This window comes from Photobacterium sp. ABD4_091 (assembly GCF_056160145.1).
Genome location: NZ_JBSWWQ010000001.1, coordinates 227,404 through 252,348, shown reverse-complemented (window position 1 = coordinate 252,348; position 24,945 = coordinate 227,404). Strand labels below are relative to the sequence as shown.

General features: G+C 50.3%; 23 protein-coding genes. 9 read left to right on the top strand and 14 right to left on the bottom strand.

Annotation, left to right across the window (positions count from 1 at the left end):
- Nucleotides 1–132 precede the first annotated feature (132 nt).
- Together ACXAGQ_RS01010 and queE are read right to left on the bottom strand one after the other, a co-directional pair.
- Entirely contained in the window at nt 133–3,024 is a 2,892-nt protein-coding gene (locus tag ACXAGQ_RS01010; RefSeq protein ID WP_475251036.1) for a hydrogenase expression protein HypA, read from the bottom strand.
- A 170-nt stretch (nt 3,025–3,194) separates the two neighbouring features.
- On the bottom strand, nt 3,195–3,863 hold the full coding sequence (gene queE / locus ACXAGQ_RS01005; RefSeq protein WP_475251034.1) for a 7-carboxy-7-deazaguanine synthase QueE: 669 nt from the start codon (nt 3,861–3,863) through the stop codon (nt 3,195–3,197).
- Between the two features lie 263 nt (nt 3,864–4,126).
- Between queE and mlc the strand changes: the two genes are divergently transcribed.
- A complete protein-coding gene (gene mlc, locus ACXAGQ_RS01000) occupies nt 4,127–5,341 on the top strand; it encodes a sugar metabolism global transcriptional regulator Mlc (protein ID WP_475254635.1) in 1,215 nt (404 codons plus the stop codon).
- Nucleotides 5,342–5,415: 74 nt separating this feature from the next.
- On the opposite strand, the gene ACXAGQ_RS00995 is transcribed toward mlc, so the two are convergent.
- Together ACXAGQ_RS00995 and bioA are read right to left on the bottom strand one after the other, a co-directional pair.
- Nucleotides 5,416–5,982 (bottom strand): LON peptidase substrate-binding domain-containing protein, encoded by a 567-nt coding sequence (locus ACXAGQ_RS00995; protein ID WP_475251032.1) that lies wholly within the window; start codon nt 5,980–5,982, stop codon nt 5,416–5,418.
- Nucleotides 5,983–6,101: 119 nt separating this feature from the next.
- Nucleotides 6,102–7,361: an adenosylmethionine--8-amino-7-oxononanoate transaminase gene (bioA, locus tag ACXAGQ_RS00990; RefSeq protein WP_475254633.1), complete on the bottom strand. Its 1,260-nt coding sequence runs from the start codon at nt 7,359–7,361 to the stop codon at nt 6,102–6,104.
- A 161-nt stretch (nt 7,362–7,522) separates the two neighbouring features.
- Between bioA and bioB the strand changes: the two genes are divergently transcribed.
- From bioB to bioD, 4 genes are read left to right on the top strand one after another with little or no spacing between them, the layout of a single operon-like run.
- Nucleotides 7,523–8,575 (top strand): biotin synthase BioB, encoded by a 1,053-nt coding sequence (gene bioB / locus ACXAGQ_RS00985; protein ID WP_475251030.1) that lies wholly within the window; start codon nt 7,523–7,525, stop codon nt 8,573–8,575.
- Complete coding sequence (bioF, locus tag ACXAGQ_RS00980; RefSeq protein WP_475254631.1) at nt 8,526–9,722, top strand: 8-amino-7-oxononanoate synthase; 1,197 nt, start codon at nt 8,526–8,528, stop codon at nt 9,720–9,722. The genes bioB and bioF overlap by 50 nt, the downstream gene beginning before the upstream one ends.
- Nucleotides 9,712–10,536 carry a malonyl-ACP O-methyltransferase BioC gene (gene bioC / locus ACXAGQ_RS00975; protein ID WP_475251028.1) on the top strand — a complete coding sequence of 275 codons (825 nt, stop codon included), beginning with the start codon at nt 9,712–9,714 and terminating at the stop codon, nt 10,534–10,536. Before bioF ends, bioC begins: the two co-directional genes overlap by 11 nt.
- The gene (gene bioD / locus ACXAGQ_RS00970; RefSeq protein ID WP_475251026.1) at nt 10,529–11,209 is read left to right on the top strand and encodes a dethiobiotin synthase; all 681 of its coding nucleotides are present in this window, start codon (nt 10,529–10,531) and stop codon (nt 11,207–11,209) included. Before bioC ends, bioD begins: the two co-directional genes overlap by 8 nt.
- An 86-nt stretch (nt 11,210–11,295) precedes the next feature.
- Here the strand turns inward: bioD and ACXAGQ_RS00965 are convergent, their stop codons facing one another.
- Nucleotides 11,296–11,952, bottom strand: a complete 657-nt coding sequence (locus ACXAGQ_RS00965; RefSeq protein ID WP_475251024.1) for a hypothetical protein — start codon at nt 11,950–11,952, stop codon at nt 11,296–11,298.
- A gap of 173 nt (nt 11,953–12,125) precedes the next feature.
- A complete protein-coding gene (locus ACXAGQ_RS00960) occupies nt 12,126–12,284 on the bottom strand; it encodes a hypothetical protein (protein ID WP_475251022.1) in 159 nt (52 codons plus the stop codon).
- Nucleotides 12,285–12,694: 410 nt separating this feature from the next.
- Between ACXAGQ_RS00960 and ACXAGQ_RS00955 the strand changes: the two genes are divergently transcribed.
- On the top strand, nt 12,695–13,162 hold the full coding sequence (locus tag ACXAGQ_RS00955) for a hypothetical protein (protein ID WP_475251020.1): 468 nt from the start codon (nt 12,695–12,697) through the stop codon (nt 13,160–13,162).
- Nucleotides 13,163–13,414: 252 nt separating this feature from the next.
- Complete coding sequence (gene htpX, locus ACXAGQ_RS00950; RefSeq protein WP_475251018.1) at nt 13,415–14,293, top strand: protease HtpX; 879 nt, start codon at nt 13,415–13,417, stop codon at nt 14,291–14,293.
- A 151-nt stretch (nt 14,294–14,444) separates the two neighbouring features.
- Here htpX and ACXAGQ_RS00945 read toward each other — a convergent pair whose 3' ends face one another.
- From ACXAGQ_RS00945 to ACXAGQ_RS00930, 4 genes are all read right to left on the bottom strand, one after another.
- Nucleotides 14,445–15,653 carry an MFS transporter gene (locus ACXAGQ_RS00945; RefSeq protein WP_475251016.1) on the bottom strand — a complete coding sequence of 403 codons (1,209 nt, stop codon included), beginning with the start codon at nt 15,651–15,653 and terminating at the stop codon, nt 14,445–14,447.
- A gap of 2 nt (nt 15,654–15,655) precedes the next feature.
- Nucleotides 15,656–15,826, bottom strand: coding sequence for a hypothetical protein (locus tag ACXAGQ_RS00940; RefSeq protein ID WP_475251014.1), 171 nt, complete (start codon nt 15,824–15,826; stop codon nt 15,656–15,658).
- A gap of 164 nt (nt 15,827–15,990) precedes the next feature.
- The gene (locus tag ACXAGQ_RS00935) at nt 15,991–17,055 is read right to left on the bottom strand and encodes a PQQ-dependent sugar dehydrogenase (RefSeq protein ID WP_475254630.1); all 1,065 of its coding nucleotides are present in this window, start codon (nt 17,053–17,055) and stop codon (nt 15,991–15,993) included.
- 201 nt (nt 17,056–17,256) lie between these two features.
- Entirely contained in the window at nt 17,257–18,753 is a 1,497-nt protein-coding gene (locus ACXAGQ_RS00930; RefSeq protein WP_475251012.1) for an aminotransferase-like domain-containing protein, read from the bottom strand.
- A gap of 100 nt (nt 18,754–18,853) precedes the next feature.
- Here ACXAGQ_RS00930 and ACXAGQ_RS00925 point away from each other — a divergent pair, with 100 nt between their 5' ends.
- Together ACXAGQ_RS00925 and ACXAGQ_RS00920 are read left to right on the top strand one after the other, a co-directional pair.
- Complete coding sequence (locus tag ACXAGQ_RS00925; RefSeq protein ID WP_475251010.1) at nt 18,854–19,759, top strand: DMT family transporter; 906 nt, start codon at nt 18,854–18,856, stop codon at nt 19,757–19,759.
- Nucleotides 19,760–19,882: 123 nt separating this feature from the next.
- Entirely contained in the window at nt 19,883–20,224 is a 342-nt protein-coding gene (locus ACXAGQ_RS00920) for a hypothetical protein (RefSeq protein ID WP_475251009.1), read from the top strand.
- A 41-nt stretch (nt 20,225–20,265) separates the two neighbouring features.
- Here the strand turns inward: ACXAGQ_RS00920 and ACXAGQ_RS00915 are convergent, their stop codons facing one another.
- The 4 genes from ACXAGQ_RS00915 to ACXAGQ_RS00900 form a co-directional block, all read right to left on the bottom strand.
- Complete coding sequence (locus ACXAGQ_RS00915; RefSeq protein WP_475251007.1) at nt 20,266–21,645, bottom strand: ABC1 kinase family protein; 1,380 nt, start codon at nt 21,643–21,645, stop codon at nt 20,266–20,268.
- A gap of 154 nt (nt 21,646–21,799) precedes the next feature.
- A complete protein-coding gene (locus tag ACXAGQ_RS00910) occupies nt 21,800–22,639 on the bottom strand; it encodes an energy-coupling factor transporter transmembrane component T family protein (RefSeq protein ID WP_475251005.1) in 840 nt (279 codons plus the stop codon).
- Nucleotides 22,639–24,333, bottom strand: a complete 1,695-nt coding sequence (locus tag ACXAGQ_RS00905) for an ABC transporter ATP-binding protein (RefSeq protein WP_475251003.1) — start codon at nt 24,331–24,333, stop codon at nt 22,639–22,641. The genes ACXAGQ_RS00910 and ACXAGQ_RS00905 overlap by 1 nt, the downstream gene beginning before the upstream one ends.
- Before the next feature lie 3 nt (nt 24,334–24,336).
- On the bottom strand, nt 24,337–24,888 hold the full coding sequence (locus ACXAGQ_RS00900; RefSeq protein ID WP_475251001.1) for an ECF-type riboflavin transporter substrate-binding protein: 552 nt from the start codon (nt 24,886–24,888) through the stop codon (nt 24,337–24,339).
- Nucleotides 24,889–24,945 lie beyond the last annotated feature (57 nt).

The following is a 24,945-nucleotide window of genomic DNA, read 5'->3' as shown; positions in this document are numbered from 1 at the left end:
TTTAATGCACTGACCGTGAAACGGATATTAGCTTTTACCTTGTCGCTTCAAGCTAACACCAAAAGATCGGGCAAACGCAAAAAGCCCGGGGCTGTGAAGTGACCCCGGGCTTTGGATGGTGTGGGTGAAGAGTTATGGTGCTGGCTCTTCTGGCACCTCAAGGTAGGCACAGGTTTGGCCATCGTTGAGAATGGTGCCTGCTGGCTCTTCTTCTGCTGGCGGTGTTTCCTCTTCAGCTGGTGGTGTTTCACCCTCAGCCGGAGGGGTTTCACCTTCAGCCGGTGGTGTTTCTTCAACTGGCGGTGGTGGATCAACCGGTACGACATCAGGAACCAAGCTGGCATCAATCAGGGTGACGATATCACTCCAGATCTCACCTTCATCACTGCCGTAGTTCAAGGTTTCATCCGTTTGCCAGCGGGTTTGATGGTTGAATGCTTTGATAGCTAGCTTCAAACCATCGGTATCAGTGATTTGGATCCGTTCATTCATTGAACCGTCGACCGCTTCGTAATACAAGGTACCGTCATCTTCAATTTTCCAGCGAATGTCGAAGTTGAAGCCACAGCCACTGCCGTCGACATATGCACCTTCAAAATATTCACCGTCGAAGGTGTCGCTTAATTTTAGGTAACGCGCGGTATCTGCATTACTGTGATCGCCAACATCACCACCAGGGTCGCTCGCAAATGTCAGGGCCTTGTCATCACTGTTGTCACCCGTCACACCCAGCAACAAGGATTCGGTAAATACTGGGTTACGGCCAAACCAAATCTCTTTGCATTGCTCTACTTGGCTGGTGTAGTTGGACAAGCTTTCCTTGGTGATTGGTGTCGTGGTCGTCTGATCCCAGCCCGAGTCGCCAGTTAGGCAGGCCGCCAGTAAATCTGGCGCATACTCACGAGTCATCAGGCTGGAGATCTGTGCTTCTTGTCCTTGCTGGCTATATGTTTTGATAGCCAGCAACCGCTGATCGTATTCGTAGCTGGTGAGTGACCAGTAATCGAACTCATCTTCGAGATTGGTATCAGCCACCAGTTTCAAATAGCCGCTATCGTTGAGCGACCAGTTGCGAGAGCCGGTTTCAAGCTCAGTATCGCGGTAAAACTCCCATGTATTGTCGCTCCGTAGAATATGGGCGGTGATTTCACCTTCCTCACTGATTTGGACGAGGGTTTTGTCAACCAAGTCATTGATTGATTGGGAGGTGAATCGCTCGTCACCGCCACACTCGGTAATGGCATTGAGGAAAAGCCCTTCGTTGGCCAGTTCGGTATCACCAAACGCACACTCTCCAAATGGCGGCAGGTTGTCACGGGTCGCCGCATCGAAAATCTGTGCTTTGGCATCATTGTCGAAACCGGAAAAGTTAAACTCGGCTTGTTCCAGCATAACCTGCCCGATGTTGACATAACCCCTGTCCTCTACAAGGAACAGCTTGTCACCGCTGAATGGGTAGTCATCGGCAATTTGCTTGATGACATCAGGGATATCAAAACGGATGACCGACTTGCCTGATACCGTTGTCGGTGCCCAAACACCTTGCTCCTGAATAGTCCATTCATTAGCGGCAATCCGGCTCCAGTAACGGACAGTGAAAAAGTCGTCTTCGATGAATTCGGCAATGATGTTATCGCTGAGCCTGAAGCCGTTGATTTCATCCACAGACAGGGCAATGTTGAAGACCGGCGTTCTGATATCGCTCAGTGAGGTGAATGCTGCATCAGGGGTTAAGACTGGGTAAACCCGGCATGTGTCCTGGTCATTGGTATTGTCGCATAGCAGGTAGGTTTCACTCTCCGGGCGCCAGGAGAAATAGAACCCAGAAGAGCCTTCACCGAAGGTCGCCTCAGGCTTGATGTAGCGCGTCAGGAAGTGGTTTTCTTTGCTTGATAAAAAGTCGTGTATTTTCTTGCCGGTAAGTGAGTAGACTTGGGCTTCGAGCGTTACGCCGAGTTTGTCATCGACGTTAAGCGCGGCATCGGTCATCAAAGCGTCGCGGTCGGTGGCAAATTGTACTTTCAGGTAGTTGAATAAACCAATCCAGCCTTGGTCAGTCAGTACTTGAGAGCGGATATCTTCTGAGCCGAAACTGGTTGAATTACTGAAATAGGAAAAAACGAGATCGAGGGTAATATCGTCGCTTCCCGACTTTTGCCAGCGGAATTCATTTTTTTGCGTCTCGCTACCGTCGTAGGTGGTACTGTCTGTCAAAATTCCTTTGCCGCCGTTGCCTTCAAAGGTGCTGATTGTCCAGTAGCCGTCGTTAAGGATGGCAAGGACATTGGCGGCTGTGGCGGACTGCTCGGTGAAAAAGCGCTCAATTCGACCATCGGTCATAGTTTGCACTATGGTTAAGCTCATAAGATCTTTAAGGCTGAGGCCTTGTACGCCGATTTTTGGCAGCAGGGTGTCCCGAATGTCAATGGCAAGATTGTTGATATCTTCAAGGGCTAAAGAAACCTTGCCTCTCGGGGCGTCGCGGAAGACTTCGGTGTAGATCCCCCAGCTTTCGTCCGCAGCAATACGCTTAGCGAAGGCAAAAAAGGTCAAGCTGGATTCCAATGATATCGCTAGGCGCTCGACAGCAAGCGGGATAAGGAATAATCCTTCAGGGATGGTTTCGCCTATTGTGTACTCAGGAACACCATCAAGATCGACCATCAGCACGGCGTTGATCCGAGGGACGGTGCCAGCATCAAGCTCGTAGATCCCATCCCCTTTGTCCTCGAATCGGGTGATATCGATGGAGTCAAAGATCTTCCCTTTATCGTCCAGCCAGACGCCGGCAAAGTTTTGTTCTGTCAGCCCTTGGACAGCATTGGCATAGGCGGGTTGGATTAATGAAAAGCCTTGCTGGCGGGCGAGCGCCATACCGTCAGGAGCATCGACAGATACTGTGAAAGTGGTTGAGACTGGAACCGGAGTACCCGCAACTGGAGCGGGTTCGTCACTACCGCCTCCGCAGGCAGCAAGCAGCAGGCTGCTGATGAACAGCAGGGTATATCCCAGGTAACTGCGCATAATGTATTCCCCAATAGGTCATTAGTCTTTTATTGGTATTTGTTTTCTGCTCAGTATAGATAGGACAAAAAGGTGCAAAGTTAAGAAAGGAGATGTGTCTCGGATATAGGGCGGTTGTCATAAAAGTAAGACAACCGCACGGTGCCAGGTATGCTTTAGTTATCAGCCGATTACGCGATGGCAAGGTATTTATGGGTTTGGATAGACAGGCGCCAGTTGCGTTTGATGCAGGTGTCGATGCACAATTCTGTCGCCCTTGGCTTCTGGCTGATTGGCTGCAGCGCGATGTTAACCCCTGTTTTGAGTTTTTTGCCTTCAAGCAGCGCATCGAGCTGCTCGATATCTTTCTGGGTGCCGACCGGGTGTTTGATCTCGTCGGCACGTTCAATCGCGCTGGCGATTACCGGAAGTTTGGCCTTCATATTGATTTTCGGCGAGACGGTTACCCAAGTACTGTCGGTCGCCAAGATCTTTGATGTACCACTGGTTTCGATTTGGCATTGGAAACCAGCCTCTTCCAAAGAAGTCGTCAGCGGTCGCAAATCGTAAATACAAGGTTCTCCCCCGGTGATGACAACATGCTTGGCCGTGTATTGCTGTTGTTTGAGCAAATTAACAATGCCTTCGGCGTCAAGCTCAGTCCAGAGAGGGGAGTCGCCGGTTTTTGCCATGACATCGTCTAAAGAACCATGGTCCTGAGGCTCGGCACTCCATGTCTGTTTGGTATCGCACCAAGCACAACCGACAGGGCAAATCTGGAGCCGGACAAAAATGGCTGGCACACCGGTAAATACGCCTTCACCTTGGATCGTTTCAAAGACTTCGTTAATTTTGTACACCGTAAACCTCATGGTGGGGGATTTTGCGACCGGCGATTATCGCAAAATTGCCGAACGCTGTCTTTAATTAGGTTAATTTTTGGAGTTAAAAAAAAGGCAATAGTTTTGCGGTAGAATGAGAGCTATAGCAAATATTGCTTTGTTTTTCATAATTCATCGTGACCGTTGTCACGGACTTAACATAATCGGCTTCACAATTACTTCGCAAAGTAAAAAAATTCAATGTGTTTTAAATTATGACAGATTTTTCCGGGAGTTTAGGCATGTATGTCGCTCAGCCAGGTCATATCGACCATATCAAAAGAAATAATGCCGGCAGCGTCTACAAGCTTATCGACTTGTTTGGCCCCATTTCCCGCATTGAGCTTTCCAAGCGTAGCCAACTGGCACCAGCGAGTATTACCAAGATTACCCGCGAGCTAATTGAAGCCCATTTAATCAAAGAGACTGCGATCCAAGAGTCCTCTAGCAGGGGAAGGCCTGCTGTTGGCCTTGTGCCGGCCAATGAAGGCTGGCAGTTTATGTCTCTTCGTTTGGGGCGTGGCTATATGACCATTGCCTTGCATGAACTGGGGGGCGATATTCTGGTTGAAGAGCGCCAGGATGTCGATGTGCTTCACCAAGATGAAGTATTGAAAAAGCTTATCTCTGAAATTCACACTTTCTTTGCCAACCATGTTAGCGAGTTGGATCGAATCACAGCCATTGCCGTTTCCCTGCCGGGGTTGGTGAACGCGGATGCCGGTATGGTTATCCAGATGCCTCACTATGATGTCCATAACCTAGAACTCGGCCCGGCAATTCATGAGGCCACCGGTTTGCCGGTGTTTGTCGGCAATGATACCCGTTCATGGGCGCTGGCGGAGAAACTGTTCGGTAACTCCCGTGATGTCGCCAATTCGATTCTGGTTTCAATCCACCATGGTGTAGGGGCCGGGATCGTGCTCGATAATGTGGTACTGCAAGGCCGGATTGGCAACGTTGGCGAGTTGGGTCATATCCAAATCAAACCTTATGGTAAGCGTTGCTTCTGCGGTAACCATGGTTGCCTTGAAACCGTCGCGAGTGTGAAAGCGGTCATCGAGCAGGTCGAGCAGCGCTTGCGTGAGGGGCACCCGTCATCCCTGCATGGCAAGAGCCTGACGATTGAGCGGATCTGTGATGCTGCGATAGCCGGGGATACTCTGGCCCGCCAGATCATTGTTGAGCTGGGCCATCACCTGGGGCAGGCAATTGCCATCATGGTCAATTTATTCAATCCGGAAAAGATCCTCATTGGCGGGGAATTTAATCGGGCGAAGGATATTTTGTATCCGGCAATCATGGATTGCGTCCGGAACCAGTCATTACCGGTGTACAACCGTGATCTCGTGATTGAGCAGAGCTCTTTTTATACCCAGGCGACCATGCCGGGGGCGGCTTTGGTCAAGCAGGCGATGTATGACGGTCACTTGCTGATGAAGCTGATCGAAGGTTAGTTGTTTCAGGGCGAAGCCAGCATGTCTTTGTAAAAATTCACATCCACAGACATGTGCTTGCATTTGTTTGTGGCCTAGCAATCTCTTTTTAGTTGTTCGTCAATGACATTGTGCAGGAAAGATAGTGCTGCACGATGGTCATTGCGACTCATAAACCATTGCTTCTGGTTTGTTTCCAGCGGCAAGAGCTCTAGCCAGCGCTGGCATACCCAAGTCATATCATTGTAATCAGGCAGGGGGTAGTTTTCAGCGTGTTCAGGGTATTCTTCAAATAGCGCTTTGAGGCTATTGGATATATCCCGGTCAACGAACTTGATTTGGCTTGGCGTCCAGTTACTCATCGGGGTGACATCACCGAACCTCAGGCCGTCCTCTTCTTGCCAGTGTTTATTGATCAAAAATTTCTCTACCCCCCTGATGGTGATCCCGAGCAGGCCATCGGGCAGCTGTTCGAAATCGGTGATAATCACCCGGGTTCCGAAATGGCACAGTGTATCTTCATCTTTCATGCAGAGTCCGAACCCGTTGCCGTCACCCATAGCCAGCTTGACTAACCGGGTGTAGCGAGGTTCGAAAATCCGCAATTTACTTATCCCGCCTGGCAGCAGGTAAATCTGTAACGGAAATAGTGGTAATTGCATAGTTCCAGCCTTAACTGACGTTATTCATTTTATGTACGGGCCAACACGTAGTTGGGATTGCTATAACGTTCAGGAAAAGTATAAGCAGACAATCTTTGGACGTTGTCTGCTTTTCGATACTACTTAAGTGCTAACAGGATGGCTGAAGTGAGTTGGCTAAGTTGTTGTTGATTAATGATAAATGGAGGCATTATGTAGACAAGTGTGCCAAAAGGGCGAATCCAGACACCACTATCTACAAAAGCTTCCTGAATACTGGCCATCTCGACGGGCTTGTGAAGCTCGACCACACCAATGGCACCCAGCCAGCGTACAGCCTTTACCCGCTCCAGTTTTGCAATCTCGGGAAGTGACTCAGCTAATTGTTTTTCAATCGCTTTCACCTGCTTTTGCCAGTGCCCCTGAGCAAGGATATCCAAGCTGGCATTGGCGACGGCACAGGCCAAAGGGTTGCCCATAAAAGTCGGGCCATGCATGAAGCAGCCGGCCTCCCCACTGCATACCGTATTTGCGACATGCGTGCTGGCTAGGGTTGCCGAAAGGGTCATATACCCCCCGGTGAGGGCTTTGCCGACACACATAATATCAGGGCTAATACCGGCATGTTCGCAGGCAAATAATTTTCCTGTACGGCCAAATCCAGTCGCAATCTCATCGGCGATCAGCAAAATCCCGTACTCATCACACAACTGGCGAACCCGTTTAAGGAAGGTCGGGTGATAGATGCGCATCCCCCCGGCGCCTTGGACGATAGGCTCGATGATCACCGCGGCAACTTCTTCATGGTGTTGCTCGAGCTGGCGTTGGAAGTCATCGATATCCGACTCTTGCCACTGCTCGTAGAAACCACCTTCAGGCGATTGGGCAAAGATGTGCTCCGGCAGGAAGCCCTTATAAAGGCTGTGCATGGAGTTGTCGGGGTCGGTGACCGACATGGCGGCAAACGTATCGCCGTGGTAGCCGTGTTTGACGGTCAAGAATTTTGCTCGGCGCTGCCCTTTGGCATGCCAGTACTGCAGCGCCATTTTCAACGCGACTTCCACAGCCACGGAGCCTGAGTCAGCCAGGAAGACATGCTGGAGGGGAGCTGGTGTGATGTCGACCAGCTTGCGGCATAGCTCAACAGCGGGCTCATGGGTGATACCGCCGAACATCACGTGAGACATTTTATCGAGCTGAGCCTTGGCTGCCTCTGTTAGGGCCGGGTGGTTATAACCATGGATTGTCGACCACCATGATGACATGCCATCAATGATTTCCCTTCCATCTTCAAGCTGCAGGTAAACACCGTTGGCGCTGGTCACTGGATAGCAGGGTAGCGGGTTCAACGTTGACGTGTAGGGGTGCCAGACATGCTTTTGGTCAAAATCCAAATCGATCGGGCTGGTTGTTTTTTGCACAATTGTAAACCTTGATCCTTGTTGGTGGTTGACAGTCTACCGTCTGAAAGTAGACTAGCCAAGTAACAAGAAGCAATGAATGCATAATCTCAACGGCATAAATCAGTGTACGTTGAGCACATAATAAGAGGTGATTACACGTGGAAGTACGTCACGACTGGACAGTCGAGGAAGTTCAAGCGCTATTTGAAAAGCCGTTTATGGATTTGGTGTTTGAAGCCCAGCAGGTGCACCGCCAGTACCATGATCCTAACAAGGTGCAGGTCAGTACCCTGCTTTCTATCAAAACCGGTGCGTGCCCTGAAGACTGCAAGTACTGTCCGCAAAGCGCCCACTACCGTACTGATGTCGATCGCGAGCGCCTGCTGGAAGTCGAGCGGGTGTTAGATGCGGCGCATAAAGCCAAGACCTCTGGTGCGACCCGTTTTTGTATGGGCGCGGCATGGAAAAACCCGAAAGAGCGCGATATGCCTTATCTGCTAGATATGGTGCGTGGGGTGAAATCCATGGGGCTGGAAACGTGTATGACACTTGGCATGATCACTGGCGACCAAGCCAATGAACTCGCGGAAGCCGGTTTGGACTACTACAACCACAACCTTGATACCTCGCCGGAGTTTTACGGCAATATCATTACTACCCGTACTTACCAAGACCGCCTTGATACCTTAAGCCATGTGCGTGAAGCGGGTATGAAGATCTGTTCCGGCGGGATCATCGGGATGGGTGAGAGCTCCCGTGATAGGGCTGGCCTATTGGTTGAACTTGCCAACTTGCCAACCCACCCAGAAAGTGTGCCAATCAATATGCTGGTGAAGGTGAAAGGGACGCCGCTTGAGTCTGTCGATGATGTCGACCCGTTCGATTTTATCCGCATTATCGCGGTAGCCCGAATTATTATGCCGCAGTCGGCAGTGCGCCTGTCGGCAGGCCGAGAAGATATGAACGAGCAGATGCAGGCATTGTGCTTTATGGCTGGTGCTAATTCAGTGTTCTACGGCTGTAAGCTGCTAACGACTCCAAACCCAGGTGAAGACAAAGACATGCAGTTGTTTGCCAAGCTGGGGATCAACCGCCAGGAACAAGCCGCTAAACCGGATGAGGTTCAGGCGCAGGAGTTGTTGGGACAGGTGGCACAGCGTGTTGCTGCGCGGCCAAGCAAGGATGATATGTTCTACGATGCATCGGTTTAGCCAACGGATCGCTTCTGCCCTTGCTGATAGACATGAGCAAGGGCTTTACCGGACTTTGAATTGCCTTGGGCGCGGGCAGGATATGTCGGTGCAACACCGGGAGCAGTCATTGCTGAATTTTTCCAGCAATGACTACCTTGGCCTTGCGCAGGATCCCGCACTTGTTGCCGCCTGGCAGGATGGCTTATCCCTCTATGGAGCAGGTAGTGGTGCCAGCCCGTTGGTGACGGGGTTTCACTCGCCGCACCAGTACTTGCAGTCTCAGCTTGCCGACTGGTTGGGTTATGACCAAGCGTTGTTATTTAGCAGTGGCTTTAGTGCCAACCAAGCATTGCTGTTTGCTTTGCTCCAAGAGGGGGATCACCTCCTACAGGATAAGCTTAACCATGCTTCATTGATTGAAGCCGGAATGTTGTCACCGGCGGTAATGAGACGTTTTCCCCATAATGATCCCTCAGCCTTATCCCGCTTGATCTCGCGCATACCTGATACCTCCCCGCAGCTGGTGGTGACCGAGGGGGTGTTCAGCATGGATGGGGATTTGTCGCCGCTTGGTGATATTGCAAGGGTTTGCCAGCAATCTGGCAGCATGCTGGCGGTAGACGATGCCCACGGCTGCGGGGTGCTTGGTGAGTCAGGCCGTGGCAGTTGTGATCATGCGGGTATCAAACCAGATATTCTGGTGGTGACCTTTGGCAAAGCTTTTGGCCTCCAGGGAGCCGCCATACTGTGCAGCCATGATATTGCCGAGTACTTGGTTCAGTTCGCCCGCCACTTCATCTATTCCACGGCAATGCCTCCGGCTCAAGCTCATGCGCTGTCTAAGTCATGCGAGATGATCCAGCGCGAAAACTGGCGCCGGGAGAAATTGGCTGAGCTTGGTGGAAGTTTGGCAGAGCACTTATCACCAGATGTTGAGATGGTGGATACACAGACCCCAATCAAACCCTTGTTGGTGGGGAGTAGCGATCGGGCAGTCAAGTTTGCACAGCAGCTACGTCAGCGTGGGCTTTGGGTCAGTGCCATCAGGCCGCCAACGGTTCCGGCTAACTCCGCGAGGCTGCGGATCACCCTGACAGCTGCACACAAAGACGCTGAAGTACGTTCGTTAGCGCAGGCAATTAATGAGGTATGGCATGAAGAATAATGCAGACACTGCAGTTCCTTTTCTAGACGATGTCGTTGTTACCGACAAACAAGCGATAGCCGAAGCTTTCGGTAAGGCTGCAAAACATTATGATCAATCAGCGGCGTTCCAGCGCCAAGTGGGCCATCACCTTTTGTCTAAGCTGCCTGCTGTGAGTCTTACCGGCAGCCAAGTACTTGATCTTGGCTGCGGAACAGGATATTTCAGCCAGCAGTTGCAGCAGAGGGGGCTGAAAGTGTGCGCCGCAGATTTGTCTAGCGCAATGCTAGAGCAGGCCAAACGACGCTGTGGTGACGGTCTGACCTATGTCGAAGGGGATGCGGAGTGCCTGCCTTTACCTGAAAACCAGTTTGATTTTGCCTTCACCAGCCTGGCCCTGCAGTGGTGTGATGACTTGTCAGTGCCGCTTAGAGAGCTGCGCCGGGTGGTTAAACCCGGTGGCCATATTGTCTTTTCTACCTTGGCAGAAGGATCACTGCATGAGCTCTCTTATGCATGGAAACAGGTTGATCAATATCAACATGTGAACCAGTTTCTTTCGCAAAAGGCCATAAAACTTGCGCTGGCGCAAGCGGGCTGTTCAGAGGTTGACCTAGAATTCCTGCCAATCACCATGTATTACCGCACGGCAGTTGACCTTATGAAAGATTTGAAAGGTATAGGGGCAACACATATTCATCAGGGGCGAAAAGCAGGCTTGGCCAGTCGCAAGACATTTAAGGCATTAGAGAGCGCTTATGATGAGTTTCGACATGAGGACAACCGACTGCCGGCAACATACCAAGTCTGTTTTGGAGTAATTATTAATGACTAACGCTTTCTTTGTAACAGGTACAGATACTGAAGTAGGTAAAACTGTAGCCTCTCGCGCCATTCTTCATGCTGCAGCTAGCGCGAATATCAAGATGGCGGGTTATAAGCCGGTCGCATCAGGTAGCGCACCGACAGCCAATGGTATGCGTAATTCAGATGCCTTGTACATTCAGGATGCATCGGTTGTTGAGTTAGACTATGACGAAGTGAACCCGTACGCGTTTGAGGCGGCAATCTCTCCGCACTTGGCTGCTGAGCAGGAAAAACGTGTTATTGAGTTTGATGTGCTGTCCAATGGGTTGGATCAGCTTAAGCAGAAATCCGACGCCGTATTGGTCGAGGGTGCTGGCGGCTGGCGTGTACCTGTGTCTTGGAATGACTACCTGTCTTCTTGGGTTAAGCAGGAAAAACTGCCAGTGATCTTGGTGGTCGGGGTTAAGCTGGGTTGCTTGAGCCATGCTATCTTGACGGCTGAAGCTATTCAGAACGATGGCTTGGAAGTGGTTGGCTGGGTAGCAAACCGCATCAATCCAGGAACAGAGAACTACGCTGATATTATCCGCATGCTGGAAGAGAACCTACCAGGCCAAAAGCTGGGTGAGATCCCTTATATGCCGGGTATCAAAAAGCGTAATTTAGCGAACTATATCAATCTGTCACCGCTAGGGCTATAAAGCCTTTGCTGCAGTTGATGTAGCTGGTATAGATAAAACGAAAACCTGCCAATCGGCAGGTTTTTTTATGTGCGGGATAGCAACACTTATTTGGTTGACTGCTTTAAGTTAGGCAAGCAGTACCAAGCGGCTGAGAACAAGATTAAGCTGTAGGACAGCAGCTCAACACCTTCCTCCGCTAAGTTTTTCACGCCTCGTACATAATGTTCCTGCATGATCCCCTGCCAAAGCCCACTCATGCCAAAGATACGGGCAAAAACCAGCAGGGTCACCATGGCACCCAGCATCAGGCTGAAACTGTTGTGCCTCATATAGTCCATCAAAGGTTTTACCGTACTCTCGCGCTGTATGATGGCGTAACCAATGGCGTAGGAAGCTAGCAGCCAGGCTGGGTATTTCCAGAACCCATGGCTGATCTGATCCAAAACAGAATCCATTTCACGGATAAACATCACGCCGAAGAAAGCAGAAACCAGGATGGCAAAGCCTCGTTGCTGTGGTTTGCGTATGGCAACAACGGCAAAGAGGGCAGAGGTAATAAAGAGGTAGGTTTCTTGTAAAAATTCCGTCCAGGAATTTTCACCGATATTGTTTTGGATGTTCAGTACATCAAAATGGATGGTGAATGCTGATAGCGCCATTAGCAACGCAAGCACCAGGAACAGGGACAGGCTCTGTAATAGTGGTTGGTAGAGTGGGTTTCCCTGCGACTGTTGCGCGGCAGTAGTGGTGGTTGATGGCATAGCGAACCTGCGTGCGGTATATAAATAAGAGGCGGGCAAGTTTATGCTCAGGAGCTGAATTGGAGCTGAATCGTGATCTTGATCACGCTAGCTCTGAGTCATTTGGGGATAGGTATAAAAAAACCTCTCGAAAGCGAGAGGTTTTTATTGAATTTGGTTATAAGCAGAAAGGCTTAGTTGTTGCCAGTCAGGCCAATAAGCGCTTCTTGCGTCTCATTGAGCTTTTTGTTATTTCCGTCTAACCCTAGCTCTTTACGCGCTTCATCTGCAGACATACCAAGATGACAGCGTAGAATGTCAATAGCTACCTGGTAGTTTTCGTGATCGGCCATCATTCCTCCTTGATAATTGAATACCATGCATCATCACTAACTAAATACGACAATAGAATACCTTAGTCGTAGATACAATAAGACTAAAGTCTAAACCTGTCTACCCCCACTATTACCCCTAGCTTTAATTTGCTGATAACTTGTCATTTTTTCATTTTAGACAAGTTCTGGTTCGACCACTTTGGGGCTAATGTGCAGCTCAAGCATGGGCTGCATATTTCTTCGAGTGAAATCACTAAAGTGTTATGTGTGGATGACGCGATAGCTTGATCGACTGTGATTAAAGCGGCATGCCAGCACATTGCCCCGTGCTTGCCTGTTAACGGCTAAATACGCTTTAGGCCGAGTCAGGGACATTGGCTCAGTGGACAAATCAGTGAGCAATAGGAAATCAGACTAAGAGGGAGCTAATGGAATACGCGCCGGAGTATACCAAACGAAAAATAGTCATTCGGCTATCTGTGCAAACTTGCTTGGGGCTATTGGTAATAGTGGGCTTTAAATATTGGTTTGAACCATTCATTAAAGTGTTTTCTGAGCAGCCGCACTGTTATGAGTTATACGGGCTCAATGGGGCAGAGTACATTTGGCATATTGTCTTTGTCGGTATTCCACTCTCTGCCGGGCTGATGTCTGGCTTACTGCTAGCCCCAATAGGTATTCGTGGTTTAAAAGAGGGGCAGTTTCCGCCCAAGTCGATGAAAGTGTACAAGCCAACGGTTATCCGCTGGGGAATAGTTGGCAAGTTGAAATCAGGGACATGCCTTGGCGTTCCTTTATTGCTATTTGCCATGAGTATATGGGGATACTACCAAGTTGAAGCAATGCAGTTACTCGATATCAACCAACTGCACGCAGACATTCCTTGCAGTCGCTGACTCTTGTTTTGCGGTGACATCCTCTGCGTTAAGCCCCAATTAAAGGTATTTCTATTACCATAAAAAAGATTGCTTAATAGTATTTGATTGTTTAATAACAAAAATGAAACGTAACAATTTATCACTTCCACTTGTTTTCTGTTTCAACGACCATACTATACATATCAATAACAAATGGATGATATCCCAGTAGTGTAAAAAATAGCCATTATTGGGGTAACAACGCCTTCTTTTCTGGAGAAAGAGTACAATATGAAGCGTATTGCATTGTTTTTGGCAACTAACCTAGCGGTCATGCTGGTTTTCAGTGTTGTCTTGAACGTCGTTTATGCGGTGACAGGCATGCAGCCAGGTAGCCTTTCCGGGCTATTGGTTATGGCAGCCTTGTTTGGTTTTGGTGGTTCGTTGATTTCCCTGTTCATGTCGAAGTCAATGGCACTGCGATCTGTGGGCGGCATGGTTATCGAACACCCGCGCAATGAAACCGAGCATTGGTTGATGGAAACTGTTGCCCGCCAGGCGCAGCAGTCAGGTATTGGTATGCCGACGGTTGCTGTTTACGACTCTGCCGATATCAACGCATTTGCAACCGGTGCCAAGCGTGATGATTCACTGGTGGCGGTGTCGACAGGCTTGCTGCACAGTATGACCCGCGATGAAGCAGAAGCGGTATTGGCGCACGAAGTCAGCCACGTCGCCAATGGCGATATGGTAACCATGACCCTGATGCAGGGTGTGGTGAATACGTTCGTTATCTTTGTGTCTCGTTTGGTTGCCGGTGCAATCAGCGGCGTGAACAACAGCGATGAAGAAGGCGGTAGCGGCAGCTACATGACTTACTTCATTGTTTCTTCAATTATGGAAGTACTGTTCGGCTTCTTGGCGAGCATCCTGACTATGTGGTACAGCCGCCACCGTGAGTTCAAGGCCGATGCAGGCTCTGCTCACCTAGTGGGTAAAGAGAAGATGATTGCCGCGCTTGAGCGTCTGAAAATGAGCCATGAGCCTCAGCTAGAAGGTTCGATGATGGCATTTGGCATCAACGGCAAGAAATCACTGTCTGAGCTGTTTATGACGCACCCACCACTAGACAAGCGTATTGATGCGCTTCGTCGTGGTGAGCATTTGTAATCGACATATAAGCTTCTCGTAGCACTTGGGTGCTACTGGAATGAAAAAGCCCCCGGTTCACATCAGGTGACCGGGGGCTTTTGTTTTTGCATGTTTCTAAACCTTAGAGCTTAGAGCTTAGAGCTTAGAGCTTAAAGTTCGAGATTAAGTGTTACGCCGCTGCTGGTTGACGTACAAGTGGCTTATCATTGATTGGGATGTGGATAAGCGCAGCAATCAGGGCAAAGACCACCGTTGACCACCAGATTGGCTCATAGCTGCCGTAGTAGTCGTAGATGCGGCCACCGAACCAAGCCCCAAGGAAGCTACCGACTTGGTGGGTGAAAAACACCAAACCATATAGCGTCGATAGGTAGCGTGGGCCAAAGATTTGGCGTACCAAGCCTGACGTCAGCGGTACTGTACCTAGCCAGCAGAAACCAATTGCGCCACCGAATAGGGCTGCCGTTTCTGTCGTGACAGGCAAGGTAACAAAGCCCGCGATTACCAGCGTGCGCATGACATACAAGGCAGACATCACGTAGCGTTTGTTGAACTTGTCACCCATTACGCCCCAGAAGTAACTGCCGAAGATATTGAAGATACCGACATAGGCAAGAGCCATCGCGGCTGTCGTGCCCGGTAAGCCTTTATCCGCCAGATAGCTTGGCAAGTGGGTAGCGATAAACATCACGTGGAAACCACATACGAAAAAGCCCATGTGGATCAGCCAGTAGCCACGGTGGCTGAAAGCCTCTTTCAGTGCTTCTTTAAGGGTTTGCTCAGCCTCTGGTGCAGCCGAGGCGGCCGCTGTCTTCTTGTTGGCTTTCATAAAGAAAGAGAATGCCATCATCAGCGCACACAGCATGGCGAAAACTTGCAGCGCCGTCTGCCAGTTAAATTCGCTAAGCATGTACTGGGCACCAGGGATCACCGCAAACATACCGAACGAGCCAGCAGCCGTTGTTAAGCCAAAGGCTTTTGCGGTGTGCTCGGCAGGGACAACACGGGCAACCGCGCCAAGTACAATAACGTAGCTGGTGGCACTCAAGCCCAGGCCGACCAATGCACCAAGAGAGACGTATAACCAGTTTGGCTCAACAGCGATAGAGGTGAGGTACAGACCTAGGCCATAGGCAATTGCACCACTCCAAATCACTTTTTTGGCACCCCAGCGGTCTGATGCCATACCGACAAATGGTTGGAAGACACCGAATAGCAAGTTTTGAAGCGCGATAGCCAGACTAAAGAATTCACGGCCGGTATCAAAATGCATAGAAATCGGCATCATGAAGATACCAAAAGACTGCCTGATCCCTAGGCTGATAATTAGTGTTCCGATGCCCATCCACACAAGCAGTGGAAAGCGAAAAATACTCATGGTTATAGTCCGGTCAAAGTGTGTTCATTTGAGTTTTGCTGATGGCAACCGCCGCTCATGGCATGCTCGGCTAGCGAGTCCAACAAAGGTTGGCAGTGGTGGACACCGACTAGCGTCAGGGCAAGAAGCAATACCATGCGCACCAGTTGAGCTGTCAGAGATTGCGAAAACATCAGTGCCTCAATGTGCAAAAAAGAGCGGGGATAGTAGAGGAATTCAAAACATGACTCAAATGAGAAAATATCAAAGTGTCTATGCATAAAACACATAGTTGGCTGTGCTGTGTTTTGCAACAGCCAATTCTAGAACTGATTGTTCTGTCAGCAGTTATCTGGATTTATTTTGACTGCGGCCTCAGCCGGTAAATTGCCCCAGAATCGGCAGAGAAGTACAGCCAGCCTTGGCTGTCAGTAGCAAGTGCCCTGATGCGCTCGTCGAGCTCTTCGAGCAACCGCTCTTCACCTTTTAAGCTGCCTGCCGCTGTGACGGTGACACGATTCAGGTGGCGCAGCTTGAGCGCACTATTGAATAAATTACCTTGCCAACTTGGGAATGCATCACCACGGTAAAGCAGCAATCCACCCGGTGCTATGGACGGGGTGTATACCTTGGCAGGGGAAACAATGCCTTCTTTTTCTTCCGATTCCCCAACGGAAATTGGCCCCCAGTATTCTTTACCGTGTGACGTTACCGGCCAGCCATAATTAGCCCCGGCTGTGATTAAATTGATTTCATCGCCGCCGCGCGGGCCATGCTCGTTTGACCAAAGGCGGCTAGTCTCAAGGTCATATATTACCCCCTGTGGATTGCGGTGGCCGTAACTCCAAATCTCAGGCAGGGCATTGCTGACCTTGACGAAAGGGTTGTCTTCAGGGACGGAGCCGTCCAGGTTAAGCCGGAGGATACTCCCGGCATGGGTGGAGAGATCCTGTCCGTTGGGGCGGTGGGCTCTATCGCCGATGGAAAAAAAGACATGGCCTTGGTTATCAAAGGCGATACGGCTGCCAAAATGGCGCGAGGCATCACTGAAAGATTGAGTGACCAGCAAGTCCTGCCATTGGGTGAGCTGGGTACCGTCTAGTTTGGCGCGGGCGAGGGTGGTTGCTGCTTGCCCATCACGAGCCTTGCTATAGGTGAAATAGTACCAGGTTTGGTTGTTCGGCATATCCCGGCGAGCCACATCCATGAGCCCACCTTGGCCGTATTGGTTTATGACCGGTTGCCCCGTAACGGGTTGCGTTGAGCCGGTCTCGGTGTTTAAAAGGCGAATTTTACCGTCACGATAAGTTATGAGCAGTGCTTGCCCTGTTGTGTCCTGTCCTGCTTTGTCCTGTACTGGGGTAAAGGTCATCCCCCATGGCACTCCGTCGGTTTGCGCGATGCGCTCTACCACAAATGGCATCCCTGCACTGCTTCCTTCAAGGACAGAAACCGGCGCGGATAAGGCTTGAGGGGAGAATGCCAAGCCCAACTGGCAAACTAGGGCGGTGCATATTGCCTTTATTTTGGGTGGTAGAAAGTGTCCCGGCATCTCAATCGCTCCTTGCTCAATGATTCTGTCTACCAGTAGTGTAGCAGTTTGTATTACCGTGTCTTTTCGACTTTATGGTGATGGCGATGTATGGCTCGCAATGATAGCGGCAAACTGAACAAGCCCTCGTTGCCAGTCTTTAGACTCCCTGAAATTGGCAAAACTCAGGCGCAGGCAGTGCGCATAGCGTTGGTTGGTGCTGAACATGCTGCCAGGCAGGACGCTGATCCCATGTGCCAAAGACTCCTGGTAGATCGCTTGGCCGTCGGTGTGCTCCGGTAGTGTAAGCCAACACAAGAACCCACCACTTGGCTGGGTAAGGTGATAGTGACCATGCAACTGGGGATAATGATCCAAGGCCTGGGTCAGTAGCTTATGAAACAGTTTTTGCTTTTTTGCATAGCTACGGCGAATTTTGCCCAGGTGCTGGCGGTATTTGCCGGTTTCGAGGAACTGCGCGACGGCAGAGTGGATAAGGTTCGGGCTGCCCATATTGTCTGTGAGTAGGCGTTTCTCTATGACTGATTGATACTTGCCAGCAACCACCCAGCCGATACGCAACCGCGAGTCCAAGGTTTTTGACAGGGAGTTGCAGTAGATCACCCTGTCTTCCTGATCGAGGGTTTTCAAAGGCAATGGACGTTGTTGGTAGGCCAGTCCGCCGAATACATCATCTTCAATGATCGGAATACCGCTGGTCATGGCGAGAAAACGAAGCCGATCAGCTGTTGACATGACATACCCGGTCGGGTTGTTGAAACTAGGATTAATCAAGATAGCCTTGACGGGCCAGCGTTGCAGTGCTTGTTCCAGGGCGTCGAGCTGGATTCCCGAAATAGGGCTAGCGGGTATTTCAATGACTTTCAGGTTCAGTGACTCGAGCAGCATCAGGTTACCGAAGTAACTGGCAGATTCAACCAATACAATATCCCCATCATTGGTGAGCGCCTGCAGGCTAAGGCTGATGGCCTGTTGGGCACCATGGGTGACCAATAATGACTGTTTAGAAATCGTCACGCCCAATTCTCTGTTGATGCCTACCAATTGCTGTAATAGCAGGTCATTACCGGGAGGCAGCTGGTAGTGGCTGGGTATATGGCTTTGGTAACGGCTATGGCGGCCGATCTCAGCATAAAGGCTATTGATTGCAGGGAAGTCGGTATCTGGGTGGGCTGATCCCATCGGCAGGATTTCGCGGGAAACTGGGAGACCCATGATCTTTTTACTCAGTGCCATCAGATCGACAAAACCCGGCTCAGGGATAGGCGTCCGTTCAAAGAGTGCTGCCTTGGTGTGGTTCACTCGGTATCCGGAGCGTGCGGAGGCGGAAATCTTCTGGTTGGCCTCGAGTTGCTGGTAGGCTCGGATCACCGTGTTTTTGCTGACAGACAATTGTTGGCTGAGCTCTCGGATAGAAGGAAGGCGCTCCCCGGGCTGAAAGCTTTGCTTGTCAATTCGCTCTTCTACCCATAGGTAAACGTACTGGTATTTTTTCTTAAGCTGGCTTTGCGCCTGATCCTGAGTTTGCGGTTCGGTTTGCCTAACCTGTCCATGATGTTCTGCATTCATACCATCTGTACCCTATAAAATACACCAATCTGTCCCTGTTAAGGTTTTTGTACCCAATTTAAAGTAATCGTTATTGAGGCAAAAGAGAAGAGAGTAGGCCATGATGACGCGCTTTATCCCATTCCTGTTTGTGGTACTTTGGAGCTCCGGCTTTATCGGGGCAAGGCTAGGTTTACCCTATGCAGAGCCTGCGACTTTCCTGCTGATCCGTATGTTGGCAAACATTGCCGTGTTTATGTTGCTGGTGGTTATCCTCAAATCTCGCCTTCCGACGGGTAAAGCGCTAGTTCACTGCATGGTTGCAGGCTTGCTGATCCATGGTTTTTATCTTGGCGGAACCTATATCGCGATTGGCTTGGGTATGCCAGCAGGACTGTGTTCGTTATTGGTCGGGTTACAGCCGATAGTGACTGCCGTAGTCATGTTTGGTTGTGCCGGAGAGCGGATGCGTGTATCGCAATGGCTAGGGCTTGTTATTGGCTTTATCGGGATCAATCTGGTACTGCAGGGCAATATGGCTTGGCATCAGGATGGTAGTCGCGAGGCCGCTTACTTCTTCACCTTTATGGCTCTGGTGGGAATCACGTTTGGCACTCTATACCAGAAGAAATTCTGCCAGGGGATCGATATGGTGGGCAGTGCGGTGTGGCAATACAGCGCAGCGGCTTTACTGTTTTTGCCGGTTGCCCTGACAACCGAAACCATGGTGGTTAACTGGACACCGACGTTTATCTTTGCCCTAAGCTGGTTGGTATTGGTGCTGTCGGTGGTGGCGATTTTGCTGCTGCTTTACATGGTCAAGCATGGTGAGTCATCCAAAGTGGCTTCAACGTTCTACTTGGTGCCACCGATGACGGCGTTCCAAGCCTGGCTTATTTTTGGTGAAAGCTTTGATGAGCTAGGCGCTGCAGGGTTTGTTTTGGCTGCCGTTGCTGTATTCCTTGTAACCCGAAAGCCCAAGTTGCCCCAAACCGAGCCTTATACTCCGGCCAAACCGGCTTCGTAATACGAGATCTGAAGTCTCTAGCTGAGCAAAGAAGGAGGGTGATGGAAAATTGTTCAGCTTTCATTAATTGAACGCCATTCAATTGCTTGTCATTATTGTGTCAATGATCCGGTATGAGGTTGCATGATGATGAAGAATGTTATTAAAACAGGCTTGTTGGGTATAGCGTTAGGCTGTTCATTGCTTGTGGTTAGTCTAGAGCAGGATGCCCCCCATGCCGGAGAGAATGCCATTGGCTATTTAGCCAAAGAAAGCACCGCCCAACAGGGGGCGCGGCAAAATCTATTGCTCGAGTCCCAGCAGGTGTACATTGCCGAGCTGTATCGGGCACGTGATAAGCTGAAGTCTCTGGGAGAAGAAAATTCAGAGCTATACCTTTCGATTGAAAATGCCATCGCGCTTAACGAAGAGCTGTTTGATGATGCCGGGTACTGGCGGGCTCATTACCTGAGCCCTGCTTCGTAGCTGTTGTCCATGTAGCTGTTGTCCATATCGAGTCCACAGCTTTACTCGGCTTTCAGCAAGTATGGCGAGAAAATCTCACGGACATTGACCCTGGCTTGCAGCCTCGCGGCAAGCAGGTATAACCCGCCGAGTTTGCGGTGGAAGAAAATCGCATCGGCAGGCGGGGTATGCCAATAATTCTCTTTAATGCTCAGTGCCGTACCCGCATCTCGTATCCGCCGAGCTAAATCAGTTTGGCCAAAATCAAACACCCCATCAGTCATTATCGGCTCGCAAGCCTCCGCACATAGTTCAATCACGGCATTTTGCTGGGAAGGCGTAATTGGCTGGCTGAAAAATCCGATTTGCCTCAGTGCAGCGTTCATCGCTGTTCTGTTGTAGGCAAGGGCCGCACTGAGCAGCTGCTGGTAGCCTTCCGATACATGGGAGGGATAAGCGCGGGTAGCACCGAAATCGAGCAGCACTAACTGCTGAGATTGCGGGTTGTAGAGGAAATTGGCGAAGTTAGGATCGGTTTGAACTAGCTTGAAATCAAACATTTCCTTGAACAGCAGCTCAAAAGCAAGCGCCATAACACGGTCTCGAACTTGTTGGGGCTGGTTGATCAGTGACTCAATCGGCAACCCCTCAACAAACTGCATGGCGAGGATATTTTCAGTGGTTAACTCATCAAAGACATCGGGTATCAGGTAACGCGAGTCAGGTAAGAGTAACTGCTTGTACTTTTTGAGTAGCTCGGCTTCTAGGTTGTAGTCGGCTTCAGCATGAAGCTGTTTTTTGGCCTCTTCGAGCAAATCCTGGTAGTCGACACCTTTGGGCAGCAACCCTGATACCCTTAATAGTGTGGCGACATTATCAACATCGCTGTCTATGCTCTCTTTTATGCCAGGATATTGGATCTTGAGCGCAATTTTCTCACCTTCCCAATTGGTTGCTGAATGTACTTGGCCGATGGAGGCTGCCGCAACAGGGTAGAATGAAAAGGTTTGGAATCTGTCCTGCCAGTCGATATCCCACTCGTCCTGCAATACGGCATTGAGCTGGCTGATAGGCATGGCTTTGGCTTCAGAACGAAGGCGGGCAAGAAGCTCGGATAATTCTGGTGGTAGCAGGTCGCCAGCGTCCATAGACAGGAGTTGGCCTACTTTCATGGCGGCACCGCGTAGTTGTGCCAATTGCTCGGCAACCCGCTTAGCATTACCGGGAGTAAGCAGTAACTCACTGGCTTTTGGACGGTTTCCCTGTGCGAGTTGTTTTACGCCCTCGGTGACCATGCTGCCTGCCACCTGGGTGGCCAACGAACCAAGCTGCCCTAAGCGGGAAAGCCTTCCCTTCGGCACCTTGGCATACTCTCTTGCTGTTCCTTGCTTGCCCTTGTCGGCCGCTTTTTCACCTTGGTTGATAATTGTCTCCGTTTTCATATCCAGCCATCCACGAAATATATTTAATGAGATTACGTGTTGCTGGCGAAGTTAGTTCATATAGCAAGCGTATCTCGAACCATGGTGAAATGACAGAACAACAAAAAGGCCAGCAATGCTGGCCTCTGAGTCAATGATAGAGCGGGTATCGCAATTAGAACGGATACCAGAACAGCTGCTCAGCGTGATAGCGGTTGGCGAAACCTAATGCTAATACCACCGCAATCGTGAGCAATACCGCAAAGTCAGCCTTGGCCATCGGTTTCATGCTGTACCAGCTGCGGCGTTTGTGCTGGCCGAAGCCACGCAGTGTCATGGCATTGGATATCACCTCGGCACGGTCAAGGCTGGAGAAAATCAATGGGCCAAGGATTTTCGCTACGTTTTTGATACGGGTAAATACCGGGGCATTCTTTGAGATATCCACGCCACGTGCCTGTTGGGCGTGCATGATATTGATGAAGTCCTTGGTCACTTCCGGTAGGTAGCGCAGCGTCAAGCTGACTGCGTAGGCGATACGGTATGGTACCCCAAGCTTATTGAGGCTGGCCGAGAACTCTGTAGGGTGGGTAGTGAACACAAATACCAAGGCAACTGGGAACATGCTGAAATATTTCAGTGTTACTGTCACTAGATAAAACAGGGTTTCCTGGGTTAGCGAGTAATTACCTGGCAAAGCGAACAGTACGGTTTGGCTGCCCATGTATTCTTTACCCTGCTGCGGCGCAATCAGGAACATAAAGAGTGCATTGAGGAGCAGTACGGTGACCGTACCTGTCATCAAGGTTTTATAATTGGCGAAAGGCACACGCGAAAGACGAAGCAGGGCAAAGCCAACCAAAATCATGGCGACAATAATCCGGACATCGAAAGTCATCAGGACCATGGTGACCCAAGCCATAAACAAGATGAATTTGGTGATCCCGTTCAGTGCGTGAAGGGGAGAGCCGGTATTGATGTAACTAATACCGAATTTGATCTTATTGGTTTTCATTAGTGTGAGCCTGCCTCATGGTTGATGAAGCAACGGATAAAATGATCAATACGTTCGATTCCCAGGCGGGATGCCAGGGTATACAAACTGGTGACAGTCAGGTTGGCTTGCTCAAGCAGCGCGGGTTGGCTGAATACTTCGTTGACGGGGGAGTCGGCCAGTAGCTTGCTGTCTGCAATTACGATAGCTCTCTGGGTATATTCCAGTACCAAGTGCATATCGTGGGAGATGATCAAAATGGTGATCCCCAGCTTCTGGTTCAGCTCTTTGATGAAGCTCATCATGGCGGTGTAGTGATGGTAGTCCTGGCCGGCGGTAGGCTCATCAAGGATCAGCAGCTTAGGCTCCAGCACTAGGATAGTCGCGATGGTGACGCGCTTTTTCTGGCCATAGCTCAATGCATCAATCGGCCAGTGACGGTAGCGGTCCAGGCCGCACAGCTTCAGGGTTTCCAGTACTTTGGTTTCAACCTCTGCTTCAGCCACGCCGCGGTTGCGCAGGCCAGAGGCGACCTCATCGAAAATCATATGATGGGAAATCATATGGTTCGGATTCTGCAATACAATCCCGATTTCCTGGCTACGCTCAAAGATAGAGCGGGATGCCAAATCGCGCCCTTCAAAACTGATGCTGCCAGTGTCTGGTTCGAGTACACCCATGATCAAACGGGTGATGGTCGATTTCCCTGAACCGTTTTTGCCCAAGATAGAAACGAATTCGCCCTGGTTGACTGTGAAGCTAACATTGTCGAGGGTTTGGCGCTGACCGTCGTATGAATAGCTGAGGTTGTTGACTTCAAGCAATGGGGTTTTATCTGACTCGGCCGTGACCATGTCACCTTGGTGGAACCAGTCCATCACCTGAGACTTGAACTGTTCAATCTCGAGTGTGGATAGATAAGCGGGTTTATCTGTTTCACTGATCTCACAGCCGGCCGCTTTCAGGGCCGAAAGGTAAAGGGGTTCGCGGATCCCGTGCTGGGCCAGCAGCGGGCTGGCAAGCAGCTGGTCTGGTGTGAGGTTAGCGATGATTTCGCCACGCTCCATCAATATGATGCGGTCAGCATGGCAATGCAAAACATCTTCGAGGCGGTGCTCGATAATCACTACGGTTTTGCCTGTCTCACGGTGCAGGCGGTCGATAATTTCGATGGTTGATTTGCCGGTTTTCGGATCCAAGCTAGCAAGTGGTTCGTCGAACAGGAGAATATCGACGTCGTCGACCATCACACCCGCCAGGGAGACACGCTGCTTCTGGCCGCCGCTGAGATCGAAAGGAGACAGGTGCAGCATGTCATCCAAATCCATCATTGCAGCTGTCTCTTCAACGACTTTGAGCATAGGACCCGGTGCAACCATTTGGTTCTCCAAGGCAAAGGCGATGTCTTCACCGATACTCAAGCCAACAAACTGGCCGTCGGTATCTTGCAATACCGTGCCGACCATGCTGGTACAATGGTGAAGATCCATGGTTTGGGTCTCTTTGCCATTGATTTTCAGGCTGCCGGTAATATCGCCTTTTACCGAGAATGGGATCAAGCCATTCAAACATTGTCCCAAGGTGGATTTACCACTCCCGCTTGGCCCAACAATGACAACTTTCTCACCCTGGTTGATGGTCAGGTTGATGTTTTTCAGCGTTGGTTTTTGCAACGCCCAATATTTGAATGAGAAGTCTGTAAACTGAATGGACATAGCTTATTCGGCCTCGATCAGGTTGTAGCTTTGTTGCTTGCGCTTGGCGACTGCAGTAAGGATTATGTGGCCGACAATAGCGATCAGCACGGTGTTTCCGGCTGCAATGATTGTTAGCTGCGCCAATACTTTGGTAAACGGTTCAGCATAGAGGACAGCATCAAGGAAGGCAGAGCAGCCATAGCCGACCACGTTGCCGATGAAGGCAAGGGTGACAAACAGGCAAAAGTCGAGCTTGGAGAACAGCCCTTTTTCAATGCGCTCTTTGGTGATTTTGGGGTAAAGGCCAATAACGAGGCCGACGATCCCCGAGCCGAGTACCCAAGTGACCCACACGCCCCAGCCTGCGAAGAGGTCGGTCACCCAGTGGCCGATAAATCCAACAAGAAAGCCGACAAGGGGGCCGAACAGTACGCCAAACAAGGCAAGTACAGCCATTGCGGGTTTGAGAGTAGTATTTGCGAAGACAGGAATACCGAACATAGGTAGACCACCAATACCATATAAGGCTGCACCGATTGCGATGAGCACAACTGTCTTGGCAGAGAGATTCATGACATAACCTTTTAAAGCTCTTGGGTATTTGCATGTACATTGCCGGCCACAGGGCTG